Source organism: Actinoplanes sp. NPDC051388 (genome assembly GCF_055586225.1).
This window is the reverse complement of the sequence record NZ_JBVJIP010000014.1, coordinates 160,767-184,207: the sequence shown is the minus strand read 5'-3', so window position 1 is coordinate 184,207 and position 23,441 is coordinate 160,767. Positions and strand designations below refer to the sequence as shown.

Below are 23,441 nucleotides of genomic sequence, written 5' to 3'. Positions count from 1 at the left end.
CCTTGTCCCTCACCCCGGAAGCGCCGCCCGGATCTGGCCGAGCCACTCGATGCCCAGCCGGCGGCCGTCCGGGAGTTGGTCGCCACGATCCCACCGCCACGTCGTGATGAGCGCGAGCATGAGGATCCGGCACTCGCGCAGCAGCCCGGGGTCGAGCCCCGGATAGTGGTCGCTCACTTCTTCGGGCGCATGCGCGAGGTCGAACTCGACCGGCCCGCGGCAGCACGTCTCGAAGTCGATGAACAGCGGCCCGTTCTTCGTGTTGAGCAGATTGCCGGGGTGCGGCTCGCCGTGCAGGATCTGCTCGGCGCCACCGTGGTCGCCGATCGCCCGGCTCGTGCCGCGCAGCGCGTTGCCGAGAAACTCACGGTCCTCGTCGGTGAGCGCCGGACTGAGTTCGCGATCTGTCACCACCCGCAGCGCATCCGCGACGCGATCCGTGAAGTGCGGCGCGGCGAAGTCGAGCGTGCGCATCCCGGCGTGCAGCCGCGCGAGCGCATCCGCGAAATCGGCCGGCCCACTGGGCGCGGCGGGCTCGTAATAGGTCCACAGCGTCACCTGGAAGCCGTCACGCTCGTAGACGCGGGACTCGACTCGAGGGTCAAGAGCGGCCACCGGACTCCCGCTTTCGGCGAGCCGCCGAGCCAACTCGATCTCGAATTGTGCGACCTGGTGCGTCACCGGCGCGACCCGGGCCAGGGTGTCGCACGGCAGCAGACGCAGGGTGAGCTTGTTCGAGTCGTGAAGAACGATCGCGTCGTCGGCGGTCAGACCGAGCTCTCCGGCGATCGACCTGGCCGCGGCCACCGCACGTGCGCGTTCCGAGACCTGCATCCTTGCCTCTCCGCACGGCTGACAGGCTTGAGCGCCACCGAGCGTCCCGATTATGCCGCGCAGCCGGGTGATCATGGCGCCTGGATCGCTAAGGTGGGCCCGTGCTGACGCAGGTCGCGGATGGTGTGCAGGTCCACCAGAGCGAATTCATCCAGAGCAACGCCATTATCGTGCAGGGCCCCGCCGGCGTGTTGCTCATCGACCCCGGCGTGCAGGCCCACGAATTGGCCTGCCTCGCCAACGACCTGTCCCGATCGGGCCGGACCGTGGTAGCCGGCTTCTCGACGCATTCGCATTGGGATCACCTGCTCTGGCACGCCGAGTTCGGCGCGCCCCCTCGTTATGGCACGGCCCGCTGCGCGGCAGCCGTCCAGGACGAGCTTTCCGACCCGGACGCGAAGGCGAACATCAAAGACCACCTGCTGGAGACGGGCATTGCCGATCAGGTCCCGCTTGACCTGTACGGCCTGATCACCGCCCTGCCGGCCGAGACGACAGAGTTCCCCTGGGACGGCCCTGGCGTCGACATCATCGAGCATCAAGCACACGCACCGGGCCACGCGGCGCTCTTCATCGAAGAGTCCGGGATCCTGGTCGCCGGCGACATGCTCTCCGACGTCCTGATTCCCATGCTCGACCTGAACGGCACAGCCGACCCGATCGAGGAATACCTGGCAACGCTCCGGCGATTCGAGGCCGTGGCAGGCGGCGTCGATGTCGTCGTCCCCGGCCACGGGTCAGTCGGCGAAGCCGGCGAGGTGCAGAAACGGATCGAGCGGGACCGGGCGTATGTGCTCGCCTTGCGCGACGGCCACATTCCCAGCGACCCGCGAATCGGCCCATCGGCCAAGCCCGGCTGGGAATGGGTGAGCGACGTGCACGCCGGTCAAGCCAAGCGCCTGGCCGAAAGAAACAACCGCGGCGGCACTCCCAGGTGACGCGAACGACCATTGACGCGGGCGGGGCGGATGCGCGAGATTGTCCCGATGCCTGCCGCGTACGCCGAGAGTGACCAGTTCCGTGGTGCGCGCATCCACCTGTGCGACCTTGCCGGCCTCGAGATTCGCGATTGCGAGGTCAGCGGCCTGAAGATCGTGGACTGCTATGGGGGCGACGTCTACATCGGTGGCTCCTTCGAGCGTCTCGTGGTCAACGACGTCGACGTGACCGCCTACGTCGAGGGCGAGCTCGACCGGCAGCACCCCACGCGGGTGCTGGCGCGGGACGCCGCGTCCCCCGTCGACTACCGGGCCGCCTGGGATGCCATCGAGGCGCAATGGCAGGCGACGCTCGACCGCGCCCGGCTCCTGCCCGAGGCCAAGCTGCACGAGCGGGTCAACGGCGAGTGGTCGTTCGTCGAGACGCAACGGCACCTGCTGATGGCCGGCGATCTCTGGCTCGGCAACGCCGTGCTCGAGGAAGAGACGCCGAATCACCCGCTGGGCCTTCCGCACGGCGGGATGCCACCCGACGCAGCGGCGAAGCTCGGGCTCACCCTCGAAGCCACCCCGACGCTCGACGAGATACTCGAGCCGAGGCTCGCTCGCATGGCCACGATGCGGCGTGTCGTCGACGGGCTCACCGAGGCCGAGCTCGATCGGGTGTGTGGTCGCAAGCCGGCGGACCCATATCCAGACCAGGAGTACGTGGTGCGCCGCTGCCTCAAGGTGGTGCTCAAGGAAGAGGCCGAGCATCACCGTTACGCGGTGCGCGACCTCGCCGTGCTCGAAGCCGGAGCCTGAACCGGACGGAGGCGCCCGTGCGATCTCCTCATTGGCCAGGCTGTCTCCGAGTGCGAGCAGATCAACACGAGGGGGCTAGGGCGAGCGCGCGTTGGGCGGCCGGTGCGGCCCGGTCGCGGTCCGCGGGGACCAGCCCGATCCGGGTACGCCGGTCCAGCAGGTCGCCCTCGTCTTGGGCGCCCTCGTGCCGCACCGCCCAGAGCAGCTCGGCCATGGTGACGTCGATGCCGTCCGCGATCGGGGCCAGAAGCGTCGGGTCGCCGCCCGCCTCGGCGAGGACCGCCGGCGCCTCCACGCCGTACCGGGCGACCAGCCGGGCCGGCGCCGGCACCGTGGCGAGCCGCCTCGGCGAGCCCGCGCCGATCAGCGGCATCCGGTCCGTCCGGCACGGCCCGGCGGCCAGCCCACCGTGGCGCACGGCCGCGTCGACCGCGTCGGCGGCCATCCGGCGGTACGTGGTCAGCTTGCCGCCGACGATCGTGACCATGTTCCCGCTGACCCGCACCAGGTGGCGGCGGGACAGGTCCGCCGTGCGGGCACCGTCCGCGCCGGCCAGCAGCGGCCGGATGCCCGCGTACGTGCCGATCACGTCCGCCTCGGTGATGCCGGGCCGGACCGCGCCGTTGAGCACGTCCAGCAGGAACTCGACCTCGGCCGGCTCGGTCTGCGGCAGTTCCGGGGCCGGGCCGTCCACCGGCTCGTCGGTCAGCCCGACGTAGACCCGACCGCCGCGCGCCGGCAGCGCGAAGACGACCCGGTGCCGGTCGCCGGGCACCGGCACGGTCATGCCGGCCACCGGGTTGCCCAGTGCGGCGGCCGGCAGCACCAGGTGGCTGCCCCGGGACGGGCGCAGACGGATGCCCGGGTCCAGCCGGTCCGCCCAGGCTCCGGCGGCGTTGACCACCACCCGGGCGCGGATCTCACCGGTTTCGCCGGTGAGCGCGTCGCGGACCGTGGCGCCGCCCGGGTGCACGGCATCGACCCGGCACCGGGTCACGATCGAGGCGCCGAGGCCCGCCGCCGTGCGGGCCAGCGCGACCACCAGCCGCGCGTCGTCGATGAGCTGACCGTCCCATTGGACGAGTCCGCCGCGCAGACCGTCGCGCCGCACGGCCGGCAGCAGCCGGCACACCTCGGCGGGCGCCAGCCGTCGGGTGCGTGGCAGGACGGCAGCCGGCGTGCCCGCGCCGATCCGCAGCGCGTCGAGGGCGACGTACACCGCCCGACTCGCCGCTGCCCAAGCGGCGCCGATGTCCGGCGTCAGCGGCATCACCATCGGCAGCGGCGCGATCAGGTGGGGGGCGACCCTGGTCATCAGGATGTGCCGCTCGACCGCGCTCTCGTGCGCGAGCCGCACGTGGCCGCTGCCGAGGTAGCGCAGGCCGCCGTGGACCAGCTTCGAACTCCACCGCGAGGTGCCCGACGCCAGGTCACCGGCGTCCACCGCGGCCACCGTCAGTCCGCGCGACGCCGCGTCCAGGGCGACACCGGCGCCGGTCACGCCCAGGCCGACCACCAGCACGTCCACCCGTGTCCCGCCGAGCAGTGTGGTCAGCTCGGCGGCCCGGCGGGCGGCGGTGAGCGAGGTGCCGGCGTTCATGCGGTGCCCTCCGGGGACAGGTAGCGATCGAGCAGCGGGCCCAGCTCGGTGCCGAGCCGTCCTTCGTCGACCTCGTCGGTCATGGTCTGGGTGGACAGCGTGAAGCCTTGGATGGCGAGCATCACCGCGCGGGCCAGCAGAGCCGGGTCGCCGGCGCGCACCGAGCCCTCCCGCTGACCGTCGGCGATGCGGTCCACGACCAGATTGAGCAGCCGGTCGATGCTGGTGCCGCGCCGGTCCACCACATATGGCAGCAGGATCTCCGGGTCCAGCTCGGCGATCCGGCGCAGCATCGGGCTGCTCCGCACCCCGGCCACGCACGTGACCAGGCCGTCGACCAGCCGCTCGCGGGTGGATCCGCCGTGCGCCGAGCCGAGGGCGGCGGCGGACACGGTGGCCCACTCGCGGGTCATCAGGGCGGACATGAGCGACTCCATGTCCGGCCAGCGGCGGTAGAGCGTCATCCGGGAGACACCGGCGCGGCGCGCCACGTCGGTCAGACTCGTGCGCCGCAGGCCCACCCGGATGATGCACTCGCGGGCCGCGTCGAGCAGGGCGTCGTCGCCCGTGCGCCGGGAAAGCTTGTGACGAATGGACTCCACGTGTCACAGTGTAACCCATGGCCATTGCAGACGCCGCCCGCTGGGGCCGCCCGGAGGACGCCCATCCGCTGCCGGCGGAGATCCAGTCAGTGCTCGCCAACGCGCTGGGGGTGCGGACCGCCCGGCCGGCCGCGTCCCGGACCCGGCTGCCCGAGCTGGCGCTGCCGGCCGAGGCGCTGGCGGCGCTGCGCGCGGCCTGCCCCGACGTGCGCGACGACGACGCCGCCAGGTATGCCCACGCAGCCGGCAAGTCCACCGTGGACCTGCTGCGCGCCCGGGCCGGCGAGCTGCCCGACGCGCCCGACGCTGTGGCCCGGCCCGCGGACCACGACCAGGTGGTCGGCCTGCTGCGGGCCTGCGCGGCGCGGCGGGTGGCCGCCGTGCCGTTCGGCGGCGGGACCTCCGTCGTGGCCGGGCTTCGGGCGGAGCGGACCGGGTACGCCGGCGTCGTCGCCGTCGACCTCGGCGCGCTGGACCGGCTGGTCGCCGTCGACCCGGTCTCGCGTACGGCCACGCTGGAGGCCGGCGTGCCGGCGCCCCGAGCGGAGGAACTGCTTGCCGCGCACGGATTCACCCTCGGACACTTCCCGCAGTCCTTCGAGTACGCCACGATCGGCGGCTTCGCCGCCACCCGCTCCAGCGGGCAGGCGTCCGCCGGCTACGGCCGGTTCGACCAGCTCGTGGTCGCCCTTCGCGTGGCGACGCCGGCCGGCACGGTGACCGCCGGGCGGGCTCCGCAGTCCGCGGCCGGGCCAGACCTCCGCCAGCTCTTCCTCGGCAGCGAGGGCGCGCTCGGGATCATCACCGAGGTGACTGTGCAGGTGCGGCCCGTGCCGGCGCAGCGCCGGTACGCCGGCTGGGCGTTCGAGTCCTTCGTCGCCGGCGCCGACGCCGTCCGCTCGCTCGCCCAGGACGGGCCGCTGCCCACCGTGCTTCGCCTGTCCGACGAGGCGGAGACCGTGGCCGGCGGCTCCGGGCTCGACGGCGGCTGCCTCGCCGTCGTCGGCGTGGAGGCCGGTGTGGACGACGCACCCCGGCGGCAGGCCGAGGTGTCCGCCCGGCTGGCCGCGCTCGGCGGCAAGGACCTCGGCCCCGAGCCGGGCGAGGCATGGCGGCGCGGCCGATACGCCGGACCGTACCTGCGCGACGCCCTGCTGGACGCCGGTGCGCTCGCCGAGACGCTGGAGACGGCCACGTTCTGGCACAACCTGCCGCGGGTGTACGCCGCCGTACGCGAGGCGCTGGCCGGTGACCTGACCGCGCAGGGGACGCCGCCGCTGGTGCTGTGCCACCTCTCGCACGTCTACCCGACCGGCGCGTCGCTCTACTTCACCGTGCTGGCGGCCCAGGCGGACGATCCGATCGCACAATGGCAGCGGGCGAAGATCGCGGCGAGCGACGCCATCGCGGCCTGCGGCGCCACCATCAGCCACCACCACGGGGTCGGCCGGGACCACGTGCCCTGGTACGCCGAGGAGATCGGGCCGCTCGGCCTGGCCGCGCTGCGCGCGGTCAAGGACACCCTCGACCCCACCCACATCCTCAACCCCGGCATCCTCCTGCCCCGCGCCGGCCAGGAGTGACGAGGCCGCCGTCCAGTTCGACCCTCACGTCCGGGGAACGGCGGCCTTACCAATGACTTAAGTCGCGTCACGACATCGTGGACTCGCCATACCATCACGATCGTTGATCGAACGCCTGCGCCGGGGTGCCGGCAGATGAGGAAGGTGCAACAGCGTGAAGGACCAGAACGGCGCGCCCCGGACGGGACGCTTCCGGAGTACGTTCCGACCCACGTTGCTGATCGCCGGCGCGGCCGTGGCCATGGCCGTGGCAACTTTGCCGGCGCTGGCCACCGACAAACCCGCCGACCGCTCCGGGCGCACGTCAGCGGCCCCGGGCGTAGCTGCGACCCCATCCCAGCCACCCGTCACCGGCCCGTTTGCGGACCTGGTCGCGCAGGGCAGCCTCCTCACGCCCAATCCCAGCCTTACCCCCGGCGAGTTGGTGACCGGCAGCCGGACCATCACCGTGAGCTTCGCCAACCTCGGACCCACCGCCATCCCAGCGGACACCGGATACCAGGTGAGACTCACGGTAGGACGTGGCGCCGACATCACCTTCAGCAATTTCAGTCAGGGCGAAACGCGTAGCTGCAAAGGGGCGGTCTGCGTGGTCGATGTCCACGAGCGAATCGCCTTCGGCGGAGGCACACAGCTCCGGTTCGAGATTCAGGGGACCTGGACCGCGGGAAGAACAGACGTGACGGCCCACATCGTTTCAGCCACGACCGACCTGGTCCCCACCAACAACTCCCTACGGGTCAAACTCTGAAACTGGCGGAAGCCCGCTGACCGGCGATGACTACGCTCCTGTGCCTGACGGCACATGGCCGCCGGTCGGCGGCGGGATCCGACGGCGACAGCGCCCAGAATTCGAGTCAGGCTTGGCAGGAACTCGCTGCGGACTACGAGCAGGCACGCGCCCGGGAAGACTCACTGGACCGGCTGGCCGAGTGGCCGGCCGAGCGAGACCTTCTCGGTGAGAAACTTCATCACACCTCCCCGCCGTCCGGTGTCGATCTGGTTCAGGGTGGCTTGTCCAATCCGGACTCGTTGCCGGAGCTGAGTGGTCGCACGTTCGATCGGATCTTGTGCTCTAGGTACGTAGAGAAAGTCTCACCGGCCGCGCGACCCAGTCGCAACTTCTGTCGAACTCCACCGCGGCGTCCCGGACGTCTTCGATCTCGGCCCGAGCCAAGGGGTCACGAGGACGACGGCCGCCGTCCTGGGGACGGCGGCCGTGTGCTGCGCTTTCGATTCAACGCCTGCCTTTACGCGTTCGAGGCTCTTGCAGGCAACGTCAAGGCCTCGTTCACCGCGCGGCCACGGGGCCGGTTCAGCAGAAGACGTTCACGACGTCGGCTCCCATGTTGGCGTGGAAGTCGCCCGTGCCTGGGTTTGTGCCGATGACCCAGCCCTTCAGCTCGTAGCCATAGCCGTTCCAGTTGTAGAGCGAGACTGAGACGCCTCTTTGGTTCTTGACCGAGTGGACGTTGTCCATGATCGCAAGTCCGCCCAGGCCTTCGAACCCGCATTTCGAAAACGCGTAACCCGTGCCGGTGCCGCCGAGTCCGGTGTAGAAGCAGGCCGTGGCGCCGGCCGGGCAATCGTAGGCGAGGAGGCCCCGGTCCGGGATGGATGTCAGGCTCGGGTGGCTCGTCGCGGCGCCGGTCGACGGCTCCGGGTCCGCGTCCGCCTTCAGTGCGCCGGCCTTGTCCGCGCTGAGCCCTGCCGCCCTGGACGGGGCGACGAATTTCGCCCCGTCTCCTTCCGCCTGGGCCGTGCCGCTGGGAAGCAGGGCGGCGAACAGCGCGAGTACGGCCAGTAGGCCGAACGATCTCGCGACCCGGCGTTTGTTCTTCAACATGTGAGTCCCTCCGTCTGCCAGTGATCGACATGGATGTCGTGCCGGAGTCAGTGTCGAGTGGGGACTTGGGGGGATGGTGGATTCGGGACGAATTTGGACGTGGGTTCCGCGGCGGGCGGGAAGGCGCCGCTTAGGCAGCGCGCCGACTGTCATGTGACTGATACCGCCGGTTGCGAGTAGCTCGCTAGCCTCGAACCGGAGATATCGAATATGACTGATGGGTGGTGAGGGATGCCGCTGTCAGGGGAGCCCGTGACCGCGCCGGAAGACGCCTTCGTCACGCTGCCCGATCCGGCGCAGGCCGGTAGCCTCACCGATCTCGTCGAGCGGCTACGCCGGTTGAAGGTCTGGGCCGGTGACCCCTCCTACGAGACGATCAAAGACCGGGTCAACGCGGCCTGGACCGCAGCCGGCCGGCCGGCCGGTGAACTGACGCGCAGGTCCACGGTCGCGTATTGCTTCCGGCCCGGTCGGCGACGGCTGGACACCGACCTGGTGGTCGCGGTGGTCCACGCGCTGCATCCCGATACCGGGTACGTGACCCACTGGCGCCAAGCCCTGCGTGCCGTGGGCGGGGAGATCGAGGCGGTGTCCCAGGTCCGGGTGCAAAACAGCCTGCCGCAGGATCTGGCCGAGTTCACCGGCCGCACCGACGAACTCAACCGGCTCCGCCACGCAGTTCGGGGCGAGGGCGCGGTGGTGATCTCCGCGATCGAGGGGATGGCCGGGGTCGGCAAAACCCAACTCGCCATCCACGCCGGACACCTGCTACACCGGGAGCGTCCGTTTGAGCGGGTGTTGTTCGTCAACCTGCGCGGGTTCGATCCCGACCCGGCGCAGCCGCCAGCGGACCCGGCCGCGGTCCTGGACGGGTTCTTGCGCCTGCTCGGAATACCCGGCCAGCAGATCCCCCACAACCTCGCTGCGCGGGCCGCCGCCTACCGCGATCGCCTCGCCGGAACCCGGGCACTGGTGGTGCTGGACAACGCCGCGACCGCCGAACAGGTCCGCCCGCTGCTACCAGCCACACCAGGCTGCCTCACCCTGATCACCAGCCGACGTAGCCTGGCCGACCTGTGTCCCGCGACCCACCTGTCCGTGGACGTGTTCACCCCGGACGAGGCCCTGGCATTCCTCACCCGGGCCGTCTCCGAGATACCCGTCGACCCAGACCTGGACGCCGCGGCCCGGATCGCCCGGCGCTGCGGCTATCTGCCCCTGGCCCTCAGCCTGATCATCGGGCACATCGGCAGCACACCGGGCTGGACGTTGACCGACCACGCCGACCGGCTCGACGAACGCCACCACCAGCGGCGCCTGGACACCGGCGTCGAACTCGCTCTCCATCTGTCCTACCAGCGCCTACCCGCAGACCAGCGTCGGATGTTGCGGCTGCTCGCCCTGCACCCCGGACAAGACTTCGACGCCTACGCCGCCGCGGCCCTGACCGACACTGACTTGATCACCTCTCAGGCGAGCCTGGATAACCTGCACAGCGATCACCTCCTGCAACGGACGGCACCTGGCCGATTCACCTACCACGACCTGATTCGCGCCTATGCCTCAGGCCGGGCCCACGACGAGGACCGCCCGCCCGCGCGCCGCACCGCACTGACCCGCCTATTCGACTACTACCTGGCCACCACATCGGCCGCGATGGACCTGCTGGTTCCAGGCGAGGCCCGTTGGCGGCCCGCCATCCTCCCGTCGGTCACGCCTACTCCGGACCTGACCGGTCCGGGCAACGCCCCGGCCTGGTTGGATGCCGAACGGTCCACACTGGTCTCCGTCGCCGCGCACACCGCCGGCCACGGCTGGCCCACCCACGCCATCCGGCTCTCCGGCGTCCTGTACCGCTATCTCTGCGGCAGCCACCTCACCGACGCTCTAACCGTGCATGGCCACGCCTACCAGGCCGCCTGTCATAACGGCGACCCGGCCGCGCAAGCCCACGCATTGACCTACCTGGGCAGCGCCTACGGCCAGCTCGACCGATACGGGCCGGCTGCGGAACACCTCCAGCAAGCCCTGACTCTGCATCGAAACGTCGGCGACCCGGTCGGAGAAGCACGCACCTTGAACAACCTCGGCTACATCGAGCAACGGCTGGGTCAGTACCGGACGGCCAGCGATCACTACGCACAAGCCATAGCTCTGTTCCGGCCGACCGGCAACCTCGTTGGCGAAGCGCACGCCCTGAACAACCTCGGCACCCTCGAAAGGCACCTAGGCCGATACCAGTCGGCGACCAGGCACTACGAGCAGGCCCTGATCCTGTACCGGCAGGCCGGCGACCGGGACGGCGAAGCCTGCGCGCTGACCAATCTCGGCGACATCGAGACCCGGTCGGGCCGACACGGGCCGGCAGGCGATCAACTGAAGCAGGCCTTGGTCGTACTTCGGCAATTCGGCAACCGCGATGGCGAATCCTGGGCGCTGGACCGCCTTGGCACCCTCCACACCCACCTCGGCCAGCCCGATCGCGCCGCTGAGTTTCACCAGCAAGCCCTGGCCATCCTCGACGATGCGGACAGCCGAAATTGCAAAGCCTCCGCACTCAACGGCCTCGGCGAAGCCGCCCATACCGCCCGCCGTCCCGCAGAAGCCCTCACCCACCACACCGTCGCCTACACAGTCGCCGCCGCCCACACCGACGAACGCGACCAGCTGGCCCGCGCCCTCACCGGCATCGGCCGCGCCCAGCACGCCCTCGGCAACCCCGCCCTTGCCTGCGAGTACTACCAGCAGGCGAGGGCTCTCTACGACGGCCTCGGCATACCGGCCGACGAGATCCGCGCCAATCTCACCGCTCTGGACCTCACCGCAACCGGCTCCGAACAGCAAAGGCGAGCGCTTGCCAGGTGCCTTCAGGAAAGGTCCCTTCTGTGAAGGCAATCGGTAACCTGGCGTCGTGGCCACCCAGGTGACCGACATCAGCCCCGGCCGGATCGGCGCAGATTGCCTTCACGAAAGGTTGTACCGCTGCCGATCGGCGGTCTCGCCACCCCGGGCGCGATCGAGGCGTGGGCCGGCCGCTACCTCGACGCCGCCGTCCGCGGCGTCCGCTCGGCCGAGGTCGCCGACCTGCCGCTGCCCCCGCTCGAACCCCCGCGCCCTGATGCCCGGACGGGTCCGCACGCCGACCGGTTTAGACCGGACCGCGATGACGGCATCGCGTTGAAGCTGCCCCTGTCATTGGCAAGACGGTCCCGTCCCGGTTGAACCTCACCCAGCTGCATCACCTGCTAGCCGATGGCGATTAACTCCACCGGCCTGCTCGCTCTGGCCGGGCAACGGCTTATCGTCCGCATCGACCACGGCGTCCTGCACCTGCTCGGTCCCGACCGTGTCGTATTGCGGTGGCTACCCAACCCACTCACCGCCGCTGAGGTGTCCCGTATCCTTGACGCCCGTCCGGGCGGCCCCGCGCCGAAACCACTGCGAGTCGACCGTCGAGTCAGCAGCCGCGGCAGCATCAGCATTGCCCGGCAGAGCAGTTCTGTCACGGACGTCCGAGACTCGGCACGCGCGACCCGGTCGCAACTTCTGTCGAACTCCACTTGAGACGCTCCAGGATGGCTCGTCCTGAGCAGATCAGTCGCGCGGGTCGATCACTTGCATTCCTGCGTCTTTTGCTGCGGCGGCAAGCCGATCGTCGTATGTGGCCAGGCCGTCCAGATCTGGTCCCAGGACTCGCGCCGTGGCCAAGTGAATCGCGTCCAGCGAACGCAGCATGCGGTCCGGCTCATTCATCGCGGCGTCGACGATCTCGTCGTCGATGCTCACATAGTTGAAGGCCAGAAGGAGGGCCCTCGCGTCCGGCAGCGCGGCCGGCATGACCCTGCTGACGGCGCGCATCACTTCGATCCGAAGCAACGCTGAGCTGACCCACGAGGCATCGGCGCCGTCGTCGTAGAACTTGGCGAACGCGCGGGAATGACTCTCCTCAGCAAGCAATTTGAGCGCCGCTGAGGTGTCGACGTAATACAGGCTCACCAGCGTTCCTCATCGCGCATCGCGGACAGTGCGTCGCCAAGTCGGTCAGTGCCATCTCCGGCGCGCATCCGCGGCCGGAATCCGGGTCGCACGGCCAGGCGTGCCCGACCAGCCTCGACCAAGCGGTCCAGCGCCGGCGTCGGCTCTCGCTCGCCGACCGGCACGATCCGCGCCACCAGCTTGCCGTACTCCGTCACGTCGATGGTCTCCCCGTGCCGCACCCGCGCCAGCACCTCACTGGTGTTGTGCCGTAGCTCCCGAAGACCTACCGAGTGCTCACCGAGAGTCGCCATGGGCTGAATGTATCACAATATTGTGGCCACAACACGCGACTTCGATTTCTTCCGGCCGAGCGTGGCGCGCGGAACCTCGGACAACCGGGTAACCACTGATCCTGTCCACACAGGATCAAGCGGGACAGCGAGCTACCCAGAAACAATCCCCGGGGCCGGGCCGGTGGCGCAGCCTCTCGATCGGCGAAAAACGGACCGGCACCCGGCCGCCCGGCGCGACCCACGGAACGCGGGGCGTCCGGGGGCTCGGCCCCCGGAATGGATATGGTGGGGCGGACGGGACTCGAACCCGTGACCGATCGATTATGAGTCGACTGCTCTAACCCGCTGAGCTACCGCCCCGGTACCGGCGGCGATCCTATCCTCTGGGAACTGCCCCCAGCCACTGATCTAGGCCGCCGCGACCGCCGCGCTGAGGGTGGTGAGCACTGCTCCCGCAGTGCGCCAGCCACCCGCCAGCGCGCCCTGTATGGAGGGGCTGTCGCGGTGGTCGCCGGCCACGAACAGGCCGTCGCCCATCGCCACCGGCTTGCGCAGGTCGCCCTGCGGAGCGGGGGCCGCGGGCAACGCGTTCGGAATCGTGACGACCTCGAGCAGGGTCCAGTCCTCGGACGGTGCGCCGTACATGCGGGCCAGCTCGACTCGGATGACCTGCTCCGAGGCGCCGGACGGGGCGGATACCCCGACCACCGAGGCGGCGATCAGGCTCTTGCCCGCCGGCGCGTATTCGGGCGCGGCGTTGCTCATCACCACCGTGTTGGCGATGATCTCGCGCCGGTCGCCGTCGAGGAGCAGGGTGGGCTCGTCGATGGGGGCTCGGTCGGCGCCGAAATAGAACGTGGTCAGGCCGTGCATGTCGGGGGCCGGCAGGCGCGGCAGGAGCTGGGACGCGGTGACCGGGTCGGTGGCCACGATGACCGCCCGGCAGTGGATTTCGCCGCCGTCCGTGACGACGACGCCGGGTCCGACGGACAGCGTGCGGACGTTCACCAGCAATTGAGGGTACGGAAGGGGTCCCGCGATCGCCGCCGGCAGCGCTGCCATCCCGGCCGCGGGGACGCCGATGCGGCCGCGCGCGAAGGAACGCAGCACCATCGCCAGCACATGGCTGGACGTGTCGAGGGCGCGGTCGCCGAACACCCCGGAGAGGAACGGCCGCAGCGCCTCCTCGATGATCCGGTGGGACAGCCCGGCCCGGCGCAGCGCCTCCTGCGTGGTGCACTCCGGCGCCTCGAGCAGACGGGCGACGGGCGTGGTCGCGTACCGGGTGGCGAGGGCCGCGAACTTGAGCCGATCGCCCAGCGTGCCCACCCCCGAGGTGATGGTCTTGGGCGCCGCCAGCGGCTCGCGCAGCGGGTTTTCCAGGCGGTGCAGCCCGCCGCCGCGGCGGACCAGCACGCCGGGAGTGAAATAGCGCATGTCGAGCGCGTCGATGTCGACCAGGGCGGGCACCCGCGGATAGGCCGTGTTGAGCACCTGGAAGCCGCGGTCCAGCCGCCAGCCGTCCACGACATCGGTGGCGACCCGGCCGCCCAGGCGGTCGGCCGCCTCGACGAGGAGCCAGTCGACGCCGGCCCGGTCGAGCCTGCGGGCGGCCGCCAACCCGGCGAGACCGCCGCCGACGATGACGACGTCCACCTTCACGGGCTGCGACACAGAGCACCTCACATGGACAAACGACCCAGCGCCCAGACTAGCGGGGCAGCCTGCGCGCCGGATGCGAAAAGTGCCGGTCGCCCTCGAAGAGGGTGCCGGCACGCAGAGAGGTGATGCTCCCCGAATAGGACTCGAACCTATAACCTGCCGGTTAACAGCCGGCTGCTCTGCCAATTGAGCTATCGGGGAAAGACGACCGCCCCTGGACCCTGCCGAAGCGGGCTGTCCTGGCGACCGGAACCACAGTACATGACCCCGCACCCCCCTTGTCGACAGGGTTACTCCTGGAGCGCCGATCAGGCGAAACCCGGCAGCAGGAATGACTCCGGGGCAGGATGGGTATGCCAGCAACCAGACGCAAGCGCGTCTTGAACGGAAGGAGCCGCCATGCGCGGAAAGCTCATGTTCATCAGCGGTCTCGCGGCGGGCTTCGTCCTGGGCAGCCGTGCCGGCCGGGAGAAGTACGAAGAGATCCGGGCGAACGCCAAGAAGGTGTGGGAGCACCCGACGGTCCAGGAGGCCGCCGGTGTCGCTCAGGCACAGGCCAACAAGCTCTACACCGAGGGCAAGGACAAGCTGGACCAGTCCAAGCTCGGGCAGAAGCTGCACACGACCGACAGCACGACCCAGCTGAGCACGTCGAACAGCACGGGCACCACGTACTGATCGCCGCAGGGCAAGACGCAAGGGGCCGCACCAACGAAGGTGCGGCCCCTTGGCAATTATGAAGACGAGGAGAAGGCCGCGTCGAACGACGCCGACGGCGCGTCGAAGGCGAGCCGGCGCACGAACTGCAGCGCCTCGGGGGCTCCGACCAGGCGATCCATGCCGGCGTCCTCCCACTCGATCGAGATCGGTCCGTCGTACCCGATGGCGTTGAGGGCTCGGAAGCAGTCCTCCCACGGGACGTCGCCGTGGCCGGTGGACACGAAGTCCCAGCCGCGGCGCAGGTCGGCCCAGGGCAGGTGTGAGCTCATCCGCCCGCGTCGTCCGTCGCCGGTGCGGACCTTCGCGTCCTTGCAGTCGACGTGGTAGATCAGGTCCTTGAACTCGAGGATGAAGTTGACCGGGTCGAGGTCCTGCCAGACGAAGTGCGACGGGTCCCAGTTGAGCCCGAAGGCGGGCCGGTTGCCGATCGCCTCCAGCGTGCGGCGGGTGGTCCAGTAGTCGTAGGCGATCTCGCTCGGGTGCACCTCGTGCGCGAACCGCACGCCGACCTCGTCGAACACGTCGAGGATCGGGTTCCACCGGTCGGCGAAGTCCTGGTAACCGGCCTCGATCATCGACTCCGGCACCGGCGGGAACATCGCGATGGTGTGCCAGATCGAGGAGCCGGTGAAGCCGACGACGGTGTTCACGCCCAGCTTGGCGGCGGCCCGTGCGGTGTCCTTCATGCGCTCGGCGGCCCGGGTGCGTACCCCCTCGGGATCGCCGTCGCCCCAGATCGCCGGACCGACGATGTCCTGATGGCGCTGGTCGATCGGGTGGTCGCAGACCGCCTGACCGACCAGGTGGTTGGAGATCGCATACACGGACAGGCCGTGCTGCTTCAGGGTTTCCAGCTTGCGCTGCACATAGTCGTCCTCGGCGAGCGCCCGGTCCACCTCGAAGTGGTCGCCCCAGCAGGCGATCTCCAGGCCGTCGTAGCCCCACTCGGAGGCCAACCGGCAAACCTCGTCGAACGGCAGGTCGGCCCACTGGCCGGTGAAGAGCGTGATGGGTCGCGCCATGGTCATCTCCCTCGTCGCTTGGCGGAACACGGGCGGCGAGGGCAGCCTGCCCGGGCGGCACGGCGCGGATCGGCGTCGCGGCACGGCTCGGGTTTGCGCCTCCCGGCCGGCCCACCGGGATCTCGGCAGTGCCTCCCAAACTCTAGAGGCGCGACCGCCGTCGGCGGAAGAGAAGCGCGAGGCTCAGGCGGCGCGCACTTGAGCCGGCGGCGAGAGGCCGAGACTCTCCAGCTCATTCCTGGTGTACGCGAGCTCCGCGAGCACGTCCGCGGCGGTGCCCTCGGCGGGCACGTCGAGATGCTCGATGATCGGCGCCGGGCCACCCACCAGGTGCCGCAGCGCGTCCCGCCAGACGTCCGTGGTGGCGGTGAGCGGGGCCGGCGGGGCAACGTGCAGGGGCAGACCTCGCCGCACCCGCCACGGCCCGGGCGGCATCTCGGCGATCGCCTCGGGCAGGTCGTCGACATAAGCCCCGGCGGGGTTGGTCACCGGGTGCCGCTCGCCGGCCCGCACGAAGCGCTGGAGCACCTCCGCGGCGGCCCGCGGCTGGGCCACCTCGACGGCGGCGGTGAACTGCACGCCGACCACCGAGATCTTGGCGGCCGCCAGCCGGTCCAGCGCGTCCGCCGGGTCCTCCCAGGTGCACGCGAGGTTGGCCAGGTCGAGGGTGACGCCGATGCGCTCCTTGCCGACCTGGGCGAGCGCGGCGATGGTCTGGTCGGTGCCGTCCAGCACGCTGCCGGGGGCGGGCTGCATGCCGACCCGCACGGCGCGGCCGGTGTGCCAGGCGACCTCGGCGAGTCCGGCGGCGAGCCGGCCCATGATGCGGGCGGAGGCCTTCTCCTTGCCGGCGTCCCAGCCGGCCCGGCGACCGAGGCCGGTGGTGGTGACCGCGCCCCGGACGGCGTCGTCAGGCAGCAGGTCGACCAGGATGCGGGCCAGGTCGAGGGTGTATTCGAGGCGGGCCGGGTCGCTCCAGTCGGGCTCCTCGGAGGCCTCGCCGCCGCCCTCGGCGAAGGGCACCCCGCTCAACGTGACGACCTCGAGCCCACGGGCATCGAGCTCGCCTCGCAGCCGGGTGCGGAGACGCCCGTCGACAGCGAGGGCGGCGGCGAGGGTGGGCGGCAGCCAGAGGCTTACGCCGAGGATGTCGACGCCGAGCCGGCCGCGAGTCGCGGAGGCGAAGGCGTCGAGCCGGCTGACCACGGCGGGCAGATCGCGCGCCGCACGGAGATCGAGGCCGGAGCTCAGGTGGACAAGTCGGCCGGAACGGTGACGCAACCGCATCAGAGTCCTCCCTGGACGAGTGCACCGGTGCATGTGCACGTGCATCCGCGCGTGCTCATGGCTCCAGTATGGACCAGGGCGTCGCCGGGTCCCGACTTGCGTACGGCCGACCGCGGGGTTGCCATGACGCCTCCATCCGTGGGGTTGTCTAGCCCCGGATACGAGAGTCGGCGTGTGCCCGGATCAGCGGCGTACCGGCCGTGCGACGCCGTGACCGGCGCGAACATGATCGATTTGGAGCGTCCACATCGGTCTCAGCCACTCGCGCGAAAGGGCATGACCAGCCCGTGGACGCCACCGGGAAGACATCCGCAGGCCATGTGAGAGCGTTTTCCACGTTCATCATCTGCACGAACGGGCATGCACGAAACGATCACACGTGCCGATGTCGCGGTGCGCTACGGAGCATTCGTCACGACCCGTCACGGAGATCCTCCAGTCGTTGCGCGCTGAAGCGGATCTGATCGAACGTCACCGTGCAGCCGTCCCCGGTCGGCGACTGCGCCTCGAAGCCGATCCGATGGCCGCTGACGTCGTCGGTCAGCCGGAAGATCCGGACCAGCTCCCAGGCCTTGCCGTCGGTCGACGCGTGATAGGCGTAGACGCGGTCGATCCGGGCGACCCGCAGCCACACCGTGCGCTCCGGCACGGTGAAGGCGTTCGCGTCATCGGACACACCACGTGTGATCACCGAGACCACCATGGGTGACGACGCCGGCGAGAACTCGAAGCAGAACTTTCCCCAGTGCGTCTCGTCGGCCCACAGCAGCAGGACGCCGGCGTCGTACTGCGCGCGGAAGTCGACAGTGACCCGCGCGCTGAGCTGAAAGTCGCCGGCCGGCGGCGACCCGAGCAGGGTCGCGGCGTCGAGCATCGACTCGGCGTCGCCGGAGTCGGGGCCCCCGGGGTTGATGTAGAGGTCGGTGTGCGCGGGCGCGGTGGCGACCACCGTGCCGGACTCGTGCCGCCACGCTTCGGCGGGCGATGCGGTCAGGGCGAACGGAATTTCCTGCAGATCCATGAGACCTCCCTGGGAGTCAACCCGTCGCGCGCCGGCCGGCGCGGGGCGCAACCGCACCGTCCCTCCCGGCGCGCGACGGGCAGTCTCACACGGCGGCGACCGCCGCGGGCTCCACCTCGATCCACGCGGACGCGGCCGCCGACCGCTCCACCGCGTCCAGCACCAGCTGGACCTGCAGCGCGTCGGCGAACGACGGTGTCGGGTCCTGGCCGGTGGCGATCGCCTCGATCAGGTCCCGCATCTCGTGGGTGAACGTGTGCTCGTAGCCGATCGGGTGGCCCGGCGGCCACCACGCCGCCATGTACGGGTGCTCCGGCTCGGTCACCAGGATGGTGGCGAAGCCCTGCTCGGCGCTCGGCAACTGTCCGTCGTAGAAGGACAGCTCGTTCATCCGCTCGAAGTCGAAGGCGATCGAGCCGAGGGACCCGTTCACCTCGACCCGCAGCCCGTTCTTGCGGCCGGTGGCGAACCGGGTGGCCTCATAGGTGGCCACCGCTCCCCCGTCCAGCCGGGCGATGAACAGCGCGGCGTCGTCGACGGTCACCTGTCCGGTGCCGTTGCCGTTCGCCGACGCGGCCAGGCCCGCCGACTCGGCCGGCAGCGGGCGCTCCTTGATGAACGTCTCCGTGAGAGCGCTTACCGAGGAGATGTGCTGACCGGTGACGAACTGGGTGAGGTCGACGATGTGCGCGCCGATGTCGCCCAGGGCGCCGGAGCCGGCCACCTCCTTGCGCAGCCGCCAGACCAGCGGGAACTCCGGGTCCACGATCCAGTCCTGCAGGTAGACGGCGCGGACGTGGCGGATCTCGCCGATCCGCCCGTCCTTGATCAACTGCCGCATCAGGGCCACGGCCGGGACCCTGCGGTAGTTGAACGCGCACATCGCGCGTACCCCACGGGTTTGGGCCTCAGCCGCGGCCGCGGCCATCTGCCGCGCCTCGGCCACCGAATTGGCCAGGGGTTTCTCGCACAGCACGTGCTTGCCGGCGGCGAGCGCGGCCAGCGTGATCTCCGCGTGGGTGTCGCCCGGGGTGCAGACGTCGACCAGGTCGATGTCGTCCCGGGCGATCACGTCACGCCAGTCCGTGGTGTGCGATTCCCAGCCGAGTTTGGCGGCAGCCGCGGCGACGCCCGCCTCGCTGCGGCCGCACACCACCGACATCTGAGCCGACAGCGGCAGGTCGAAGGCGTGGTTGACGGTGCGCCACGCCTGGGAATGCGCGGCGCCCATGAACGCGTAGCCGACCATGCCGACCCGCAGCTGCCCCATGTTGATCTCCCTTAGGTGGTCTTGAACTGCCGATACGTCAGAACCCGAGCTTCGCGTAGCGAGCCGCGTTGTCCTTCACGATCGTCTCCGACGCGAGCGTGATCTCCTTGGGAACCTGCAGTTCCACCAGGTCGGACATGCCCTTGTTCTGCCCGATCAGGCGGGCCAGCGAGATCGCCGAAGAGGCCATCGAGGGGCTGTAGGTGACGGTCGCCTTGAGCACGCTGTTGTCCGCGACGATGGCGTCGATCGCGGCCTTGGAGCCGGCCCCACCCACCATGAGCATCTCGGTGCGGTTGGCCTGCTTGATCGCCGCCAGCACGCCGATGCCCTGGTCGTCGTCGTGGTTCCAGAGCGCGTCCACCTTGGGCAGCGCCTGCAGCAGCTCGGTGGCCGCCCGCTGACCGGTGTCCGCGGTGAACTCCGCCGGGCGCCGGCTGGCGACCCTGAAGCCGGCCACGGCCAGCGCCTCCTTGAAGCCCGCGCTGCGCTCCTGGGTGAGCTCCAGCGAGTCGATGCCGGGGATCTCGCCGATGATCGGCGCGGCGATGTTCTTGGCCTTCATCTGCTCGACGATGTAGTTGCCGGCGGCCACGCCCATGCCGAAGTTGTCGCCCTTGATCTGCAGGCGGTAGGCGGCCCGGTCCGGGAACGCCCGGTCCAGGTTGATCACCGGGATGCCGGCCCGCATGGCCTCCAGGCCGACCGCGTTCAGCTCCTTGCCGTCGTGCGGGAGCATCACGATGACGGTCGGCTTCTGCGCGATCAGGGTGGCCAGGGCGGCCCGCTGGGCGGCCGCGTCCGCGCCCGCCTCGACCGACTTCAACTCCACGTCGGAGTACGCCTGGGCCTGCGCCTTGGCGTTGTTCGTGATGGCCGCGATCCAGCCGTGGTCCGCGGCCGGCGCGGAGAACCCGATGACCACCTTGGTGCCGGTGGCGGAGTTCGGGTTGGCCGACTCGTTGCTGGTGTTGATCTGGGTGTTCTCGGCCGGCTCGTTGCTGGTGCAGGCGGTGAGAAGAGCGCCGGCGCCGACCGCGGCGCCGCCGAGGAGGATGCGGCGGCGGGACATGTTCGACATGTTTTCTCCAGGGGTGACCTGGCGGCCGTCACCGGTCGCCTGTGATTTTTGTGTGGGATTTAAAGGTTCGGTCAGCTCTTGGTGCGACCCAGGAGGTGGGTGAGCGATTTGTAGCGGAACTGCTGGACCAGCACGGCCGCGACGATGATTCCGCCCTTGACCATGTTCTGGACCTCGGTGGAGAGGTTGTTGATCGCAAACAGGTTGGTGATGGTGCTGAACACCAGCACGCCGAAGAGCGCGCCGATGATGGTGCCGCGGCCGCCGCTGAGCAGCGTGCCACCGATGATCGCCGCAGCGATCGCGTCCAGTTCGTAAAGATTCGCCATGGCGGCCTGTGCGCTGGTCGCCTGGGACGTCAACATGATCGCGGCGATCCCGCAGCAGAGGCCGGAGAGCGCGTAGAGCAGCACGGTGTGGAAGCGGACGTTGATGCCGGCCAGCCGGGCCGCCTCCTCGTTGCCGCCGATCGCCACCGTGCGCCGGCCGAACGTGGTGCGGTTCAGCAGCACCCAGCCGGCCGCCACCACGAAGGCCAGGATGATCACCAGCACCGGGATCCCGATCACCTTCGTCGAGGCGATGCTGTTGATGGTGTTGTCCGCCGACACCTGCGTCTGCTTGCCGGAGATCTGCGCGGCCAGGCCGCGGGCGGCCACCATCATCGCGAGGGTCGCGATGAAGGGCACCAATCTTCCGTACGAGATGAGCACCCCGTTGATCAGCCCGACCACGATGCCGACCAGGACCGCGGTGAAGATCATGCCCGCGGTGCCGTAGCTCTGGGTGGCGAGCGTGGTGGACCACACGCCGGAGACCGCGATGATCGCGCCGACCGAGAGGTCGATGCCGCCACCGATGATCACGAACGTCATCCCGACCGTCACCACGCCGATGGCGGAGGCCTGCTGCAGGATCGTGAAGACGTTGTTGCGCACCCAGGTCGCGTCGCCGTAGAGCTCGGGCCTGGTGACCACACCGATGATCACCAGAACGATAAGGACGCCGACCAGCCCGAGATTGCGCCGCACCGGCTCCGCGGCATCGCTCTTCCACCAGCTCTGCCGGGACTCGTGTTTGGGGGTCTCGGGCGCGGGCGCCGGTTTGGCCACCTGCGTGTCTGTCATGCGGGTTCACCTTCCAGCAACGACCCCGCCATGACGAGGTCGAGTACGGCCGCTTCGTCGAGGTCGCCGGCCGGCGCCTCATGGATCAGATGGCCCTCGCGCATGACCAGGACCCGGTCGGACAGCCCGAGCACCTCGGGCACCTCACTGGAGACCAGCAGCACACCGACGCCGCTCTCCGCCAGCTTGTGAATCACCTGGTAGAGCTCGGCGCGCGCGCCGACGTCCACCCCGCGGGTGGGCTCGTCCAGGAGCAACAACTTGGTTCCGCCGAGCAGCCAGCGGCCGACCACGACCTTCTGCTGGTTGCCGCCGGACAGCGTGCGCACCGCGCGCGTCACGTTGCGCGGGCGCAGTTCGAGCGAATCGGCGACCTTGGCCGCGGCGGCCCGCTCGTCGCCGGTGTCGGTGAAGCCCACCGTCGCGAAGGAGGCGAACGAGGACAGCGTCATATTGCGGTAGATCGGCTCGTCCAGCAGCAGCGCCTGACTCTTGCGCTCCTCGGGCGCCATGCCGATGCCGGCCTTCACCGCGCCGCCGACCGACAGGACCCGTTTGCCGTTCATGGTCACCGTGCCGGCGTCCGCCGGACGCGCGCCGAAGATGGTCTCCAGCAGCTCCGACCGGCCCGAGCCGACCAGCCCGGCGATGCCGACGATCTCGCCCTTCCGCACCTGCAGCGAGGCGTCCGCGAACTCGCCCTCACGGGTCAGGCCGTCCACCACCAGCAGCGTCTCGGGGTCGTCCTCGAGGGGCACGCGGGGCGGGAACACGTACTCGATGCTGCGGCCGGTCATCCGGTTGACCAGTTCGCGCGTCGGAGTGCTGCGTGCCGGCAGGTTCGCCGCGGTGGTGCGGCCGTCCTTGAGCACGGTCACCCGGTCGCCGATCTCGCGGATCTCCTCGAGCCGGTGCGAGATGTAGATGACCGCGATGCCCTGGGCGGTCAGCTCCCGGATGATCCGGAACAGGTTGGCCACTTCGTCATGAGCGAGCACAGCGCTGGGCTCGTCCATGACGATCAGCTTGGCGTCGTGCGAGAGCGCCCGGGCCATGCTGACGATCTGCTTGCCGGCGGCCGGCAACGAGCGCACCGACCGGCGCGGCGGGATCTGAGGATGCCCGAGACGAGCCAAGATCTCCCGGGTACGCCGGGCCATCGCGCCCCGCCGGACGAACCCGAACGTCCGCTCCTCGTGGCCCAGGAACGCGTTCTCCGCGACGGAGAGGTCGTCGACCAGGTCGAGTTCCTGATAGATGGTGGCGATGCCGGCCTTCATCGCGGACTGCGGATTGGCCGGGGTGAACGGCTCGCCCTGCCACGTGATGCTGCCCTCGTCGGCCTGGTGCACACCGGCCAGGATCTTGATCAGAGTGGACTTCCCGGCGCCGTTCTGACCGAGCAGACAGTGGACCTCGCCGGCCCGCACCTCGAGTTGCACGCCGTCCAGCGCGCGTACCCCAGGGAAAATCTTGACCACGTCGTTGAGTTGCAGAACGACCGGCCTTTGCTCTGCTTCCTCTGAGGAAGCGGTCTGCGCTGCCTCGTCCATGGCGATCGCCTCCTCCCGGGCCGTTGGGTCCTGCCTGGCTGTTGCTTCCGCTGCCGCTCCGCTTACGCCTGCGGCTCCTGCTCCCGCTTGCTCGCCTGCGGCAGCTTGCTCGCCTGCCGCCGCCTGCTCGCCTGCCGCCGCCTGCTCGCCTGCCGCCGCCTGCTCGCCTGCCGCCGCCTGCTCGCCTGCCGCCGCCTGCTCGCCTGCCGCCGCCTGCTCG

Annotated in this window: 21 protein-coding genes and 2 tRNA genes; 6 read left to right on the top strand and 17 right to left on the bottom strand. The window is 70.1% G+C overall.

The genetic code is table 11. From position 1 onward, the window contains the following. Nucleotides 1-9: 9 nt before the first annotated feature. On the bottom strand, nucleotides 10-834 hold the full coding sequence (locus ACZ6TI_RS31675; protein ID WP_465348844.1) for a phosphotransferase: 825 nt from the start codon (nucleotides 832-834) through the stop codon (nucleotides 10-12). A 101-nt stretch (nucleotides 835-935) separates the two neighbouring features. On the opposite strand from ACZ6TI_RS31675, the gene ACZ6TI_RS31670 reads away from it, so the two are divergent. Beyond that, entirely contained in the window at nucleotides 936-1,772 is an 837-nt protein-coding gene (locus ACZ6TI_RS31670; RefSeq protein ID WP_465348843.1) for an MBL fold metallo-hydrolase, read from the top strand. Nucleotides 1,773-1,820: 48 nt separating this feature from the next. Then, nucleotides 1,821-2,576, top strand: a complete 756-nt coding sequence (locus ACZ6TI_RS31665; RefSeq protein ID WP_465348842.1) for a DinB family protein — start codon at nucleotides 1,821-1,823, stop codon at nucleotides 2,574-2,576. Nucleotides 2,577-2,637: 61 nt separating this feature from the next. Here the strand turns inward: ACZ6TI_RS31665 and ACZ6TI_RS31660 are convergent, their stop codons facing one another. Both ACZ6TI_RS31660 and ACZ6TI_RS31655 read right to left on the bottom strand, forming a co-directional pair. After that, nucleotides 2,638-4,176, bottom strand: a complete 1,539-nt coding sequence (locus ACZ6TI_RS31660; RefSeq protein ID WP_465348841.1) for a glycerol-3-phosphate dehydrogenase/oxidase — start codon at nucleotides 4,174-4,176, stop codon at nucleotides 2,638-2,640. Next, nucleotides 4,173-4,778: a TetR/AcrR family transcriptional regulator gene (locus ACZ6TI_RS31655; RefSeq protein ID WP_465348840.1), complete on the bottom strand. Its 606-nt coding sequence runs from the start codon at nucleotides 4,776-4,778 to the stop codon at nucleotides 4,173-4,175. The genes ACZ6TI_RS31660 and ACZ6TI_RS31655 overlap by 4 nt, the downstream gene beginning before the upstream one ends. Before the next feature lie 17 nt (nucleotides 4,779-4,795). Between ACZ6TI_RS31655 and ACZ6TI_RS31650 the strand changes: the two genes are divergently transcribed. Both ACZ6TI_RS31650 and ACZ6TI_RS31645 read left to right on the top strand, forming a co-directional pair. Beyond that, complete coding sequence (locus ACZ6TI_RS31650) at nucleotides 4,796-6,361, top strand: FAD-binding oxidoreductase (protein ID WP_465348839.1); 1,566 nt, start codon at nucleotides 4,796-4,798, stop codon at nucleotides 6,359-6,361. A gap of 154 nt (nucleotides 6,362-6,515) precedes the next feature. After that, nucleotides 6,516-7,112 (top strand): hypothetical protein, encoded by a 597-nt coding sequence (locus ACZ6TI_RS31645; RefSeq protein WP_465348838.1) that lies wholly within the window; start codon nucleotides 6,516-6,518, stop codon nucleotides 7,110-7,112. A 564-nt stretch (nucleotides 7,113-7,676) separates the two neighbouring features. Here ACZ6TI_RS31645 and ACZ6TI_RS31640 read toward each other — a convergent pair. Further along, nucleotides 7,677-8,207 (bottom strand): peptidase inhibitor family I36 protein, encoded by a 531-nt coding sequence (locus ACZ6TI_RS31640; protein ID WP_465348837.1) that lies wholly within the window; start codon nucleotides 8,205-8,207, stop codon nucleotides 7,677-7,679. A gap of 252 nt (nucleotides 8,208-8,459) precedes the next feature. On the opposite strand from ACZ6TI_RS31640, the gene ACZ6TI_RS31635 reads away from it, so the two are divergent. Next, complete coding sequence (locus ACZ6TI_RS31635) at nucleotides 8,460-11,096, top strand: tetratricopeptide repeat protein (protein WP_465348836.1); 2,637 nt, start codon at nucleotides 8,460-8,462, stop codon at nucleotides 11,094-11,096. 75 nt (nucleotides 11,097-11,171) lie between these two features. Here the strand turns inward: ACZ6TI_RS31635 and ACZ6TI_RS31630 are convergent, their stop codons facing one another. From ACZ6TI_RS31630 to ACZ6TI_RS31605, 6 genes are all read right to left on the bottom strand, one after another. Next, nucleotides 11,172-11,345 carry a hypothetical protein gene (locus ACZ6TI_RS31630; protein WP_465348835.1) on the bottom strand — a complete coding sequence of 58 codons (174 nt, stop codon included), beginning with the start codon at nucleotides 11,343-11,345 and terminating at the stop codon, nucleotides 11,172-11,174. A 456-nt stretch (nucleotides 11,346-11,801) separates the two neighbouring features. Further along, nucleotides 11,802-12,203 (bottom strand): type II toxin-antitoxin system VapC family toxin, encoded by a 402-nt coding sequence (locus ACZ6TI_RS31625; protein ID WP_465348834.1) that lies wholly within the window; start codon nucleotides 12,201-12,203, stop codon nucleotides 11,802-11,804. Beyond that, nucleotides 12,200-12,496: a type II toxin-antitoxin system Phd/YefM family antitoxin gene (locus ACZ6TI_RS31620; RefSeq protein WP_465348833.1), complete on the bottom strand. Its 297-nt coding sequence runs from the start codon at nucleotides 12,494-12,496 to the stop codon at nucleotides 12,200-12,202. The genes ACZ6TI_RS31625 and ACZ6TI_RS31620 overlap by 4 nt, the downstream gene beginning before the upstream one ends. 265 nt (nucleotides 12,497-12,761) lie before the next feature. Then, nucleotides 12,762-12,838, bottom strand: a tRNA-Ile gene (locus tag ACZ6TI_RS31615). Between the two features lie 48 nt (nucleotides 12,839-12,886). Next, on the bottom strand, nucleotides 12,887-14,152 hold the full coding sequence (locus ACZ6TI_RS31610) for an NAD(P)/FAD-dependent oxidoreductase (protein ID WP_465348832.1): 1,266 nt from the start codon (nucleotides 14,150-14,152) through the stop codon (nucleotides 12,887-12,889). Nucleotides 14,153-14,268: 116 nt separating this feature from the next. After that, nucleotides 14,269-14,341, bottom strand: a tRNA-Asn gene (locus ACZ6TI_RS31605). A gap of 198 nt (nucleotides 14,342-14,539) precedes the next feature. Between ACZ6TI_RS31605 and ACZ6TI_RS31600 the strand changes: the two genes are divergently transcribed. Beyond that, on the top strand, nucleotides 14,540-14,818 hold the full coding sequence (locus ACZ6TI_RS31600) for a hypothetical protein (RefSeq protein WP_465348831.1): 279 nt from the start codon (nucleotides 14,540-14,542) through the stop codon (nucleotides 14,816-14,818). Nucleotides 14,819-14,874: 56 nt separating this feature from the next. Here ACZ6TI_RS31600 and ACZ6TI_RS31595 read toward each other — a convergent pair whose 3' ends face one another. The 7 genes from ACZ6TI_RS31595 to ACZ6TI_RS31565 form a co-directional block, all read right to left on the bottom strand. After that, nucleotides 14,875-15,882 (bottom strand): sugar phosphate isomerase/epimerase family protein, encoded by a 1,008-nt coding sequence (locus ACZ6TI_RS31595; RefSeq protein ID WP_465348830.1) that lies wholly within the window; start codon nucleotides 15,880-15,882, stop codon nucleotides 14,875-14,877. A gap of 183 nt (nucleotides 15,883-16,065) precedes the next feature. After that, nucleotides 16,066-17,169, bottom strand: a complete 1,104-nt coding sequence (locus tag ACZ6TI_RS31590) for a TIM barrel protein (RefSeq protein ID WP_465348829.1) — start codon at nucleotides 17,167-17,169, stop codon at nucleotides 16,066-16,068. 412 nt (nucleotides 17,170-17,581) lie between these two features. Further along, a complete protein-coding gene (locus tag ACZ6TI_RS31585; protein WP_465348828.1) occupies nucleotides 17,582-18,190 on the bottom strand; it encodes a DUF1349 domain-containing protein in 609 nt (202 codons plus the stop codon). Nucleotides 18,191-18,275: 85 nt separating this feature from the next. Next, nucleotides 18,276-19,460 carry a Gfo/Idh/MocA family protein gene (locus ACZ6TI_RS31580; protein ID WP_465348827.1) on the bottom strand — a complete coding sequence of 395 codons (1,185 nt, stop codon included), beginning with the start codon at nucleotides 19,458-19,460 and terminating at the stop codon, nucleotides 18,276-18,278. 37 nt (nucleotides 19,461-19,497) lie between these two features. Beyond that, complete coding sequence (locus tag ACZ6TI_RS31575) at nucleotides 19,498-20,541, bottom strand: substrate-binding domain-containing protein (protein WP_465348826.1); 1,044 nt, start codon at nucleotides 20,539-20,541, stop codon at nucleotides 19,498-19,500. Between the two features lie 71 nt (nucleotides 20,542-20,612). Further along, entirely contained in the window at nucleotides 20,613-21,668 is a 1,056-nt protein-coding gene (locus ACZ6TI_RS31570; protein WP_465348825.1) for an ABC transporter permease, read from the bottom strand. Continuing rightward, a complete protein-coding gene (locus tag ACZ6TI_RS31565) occupies nucleotides 21,665-23,221 on the bottom strand; it encodes a sugar ABC transporter ATP-binding protein (protein WP_465348824.1) in 1,557 nt (518 codons plus the stop codon). Before ACZ6TI_RS31565 ends, ACZ6TI_RS31570 begins: the two co-directional genes overlap by 4 nt. Nucleotides 23,222-23,441: the final 220 nt, after the last annotated feature.

Bases quoted from the DNA above. Each gene is read 5' to 3' on its own strand.
- ACZ6TI_RS31580 (WP_465348827.1), bottom strand. From the start codon at position 19,460: ATGGGGCAGCTGCGGGTCGGCATGGTCGGCTACGCGTTCATGGGCGCC.
- ACZ6TI_RS31585 (WP_465348828.1), bottom strand. From the start codon at position 18,190: ATGGATCTGCAGGAAATTCCGTTCGCCCTGACCGCATCGCCCGCCGAA.
- ACZ6TI_RS31620 (WP_465348833.1), bottom strand. From the start codon at position 12,496: ATGGCGACTCTCGGTGAGCACTCGGTAGGTCTTCGGGAGCTACGGCAC.
- ACZ6TI_RS31600 (WP_465348831.1), top strand. From the start codon at position 14,540: ATGCGCGGAAAGCTCATGTTCATCAGCGGTCTCGCGGCGGGCTTCGTC.
- ACZ6TI_RS31650 (WP_465348839.1), top strand. From the start codon at position 4,796: ATGGCCATTGCAGACGCCGCCCGCTGGGGCCGCCCGGAGGACGCCCAT.
- ACZ6TI_RS31590 (WP_465348829.1), bottom strand. From the start codon at position 17,169: ATGCGGTTGCGTCACCGTTCCGGCCGACTTGTCCACCTGAGCTCCGGC.
- ACZ6TI_RS31575 (WP_465348826.1), bottom strand. From the start codon at position 20,541: ATGTCGAACATGTCCCGCCGCCGCATCCTCCTCGGCGGCGCCGCGGTC.
- ACZ6TI_RS31640 (WP_465348837.1), bottom strand. From the start codon at position 8,207: ATGTTGAAGAACAAACGCCGGGTCGCGAGATCGTTCGGCCTACTGGCC.
- ACZ6TI_RS31595 (WP_465348830.1), bottom strand. From the start codon at position 15,882: ATGGCGCGACCCATCACGCTCTTCACCGGCCAGTGGGCCGACCTGCCG.
- ACZ6TI_RS31565 (WP_465348824.1), bottom strand. From the start codon at position 23,221: ATGGACGAGGCAGCGCAGACCGCTTCCTCAGAGGAAGCAGAGCAAAGG.
- ACZ6TI_RS31675 (WP_465348844.1), bottom strand. From the start codon at position 834: ATGCAGGTCTCGGAACGCGCACGTGCGGTGGCCGCGGCCAGGTCGATC.
- ACZ6TI_RS31665 (WP_465348842.1), top strand. From the start codon at position 1,821: ATGCCTGCCGCGTACGCCGAGAGTGACCAGTTCCGTGGTGCGCGCATC.
- ACZ6TI_RS31570 (WP_465348825.1), bottom strand. From the start codon at position 21,668: ATGACAGACACGCAGGTGGCCAAACCGGCGCCCGCGCCCGAGACCCCC.
- ACZ6TI_RS31660 (WP_465348841.1), bottom strand. From the start codon at position 4,176: ATGAACGCCGGCACCTCGCTCACCGCCGCCCGCCGGGCCGCCGAGCTG.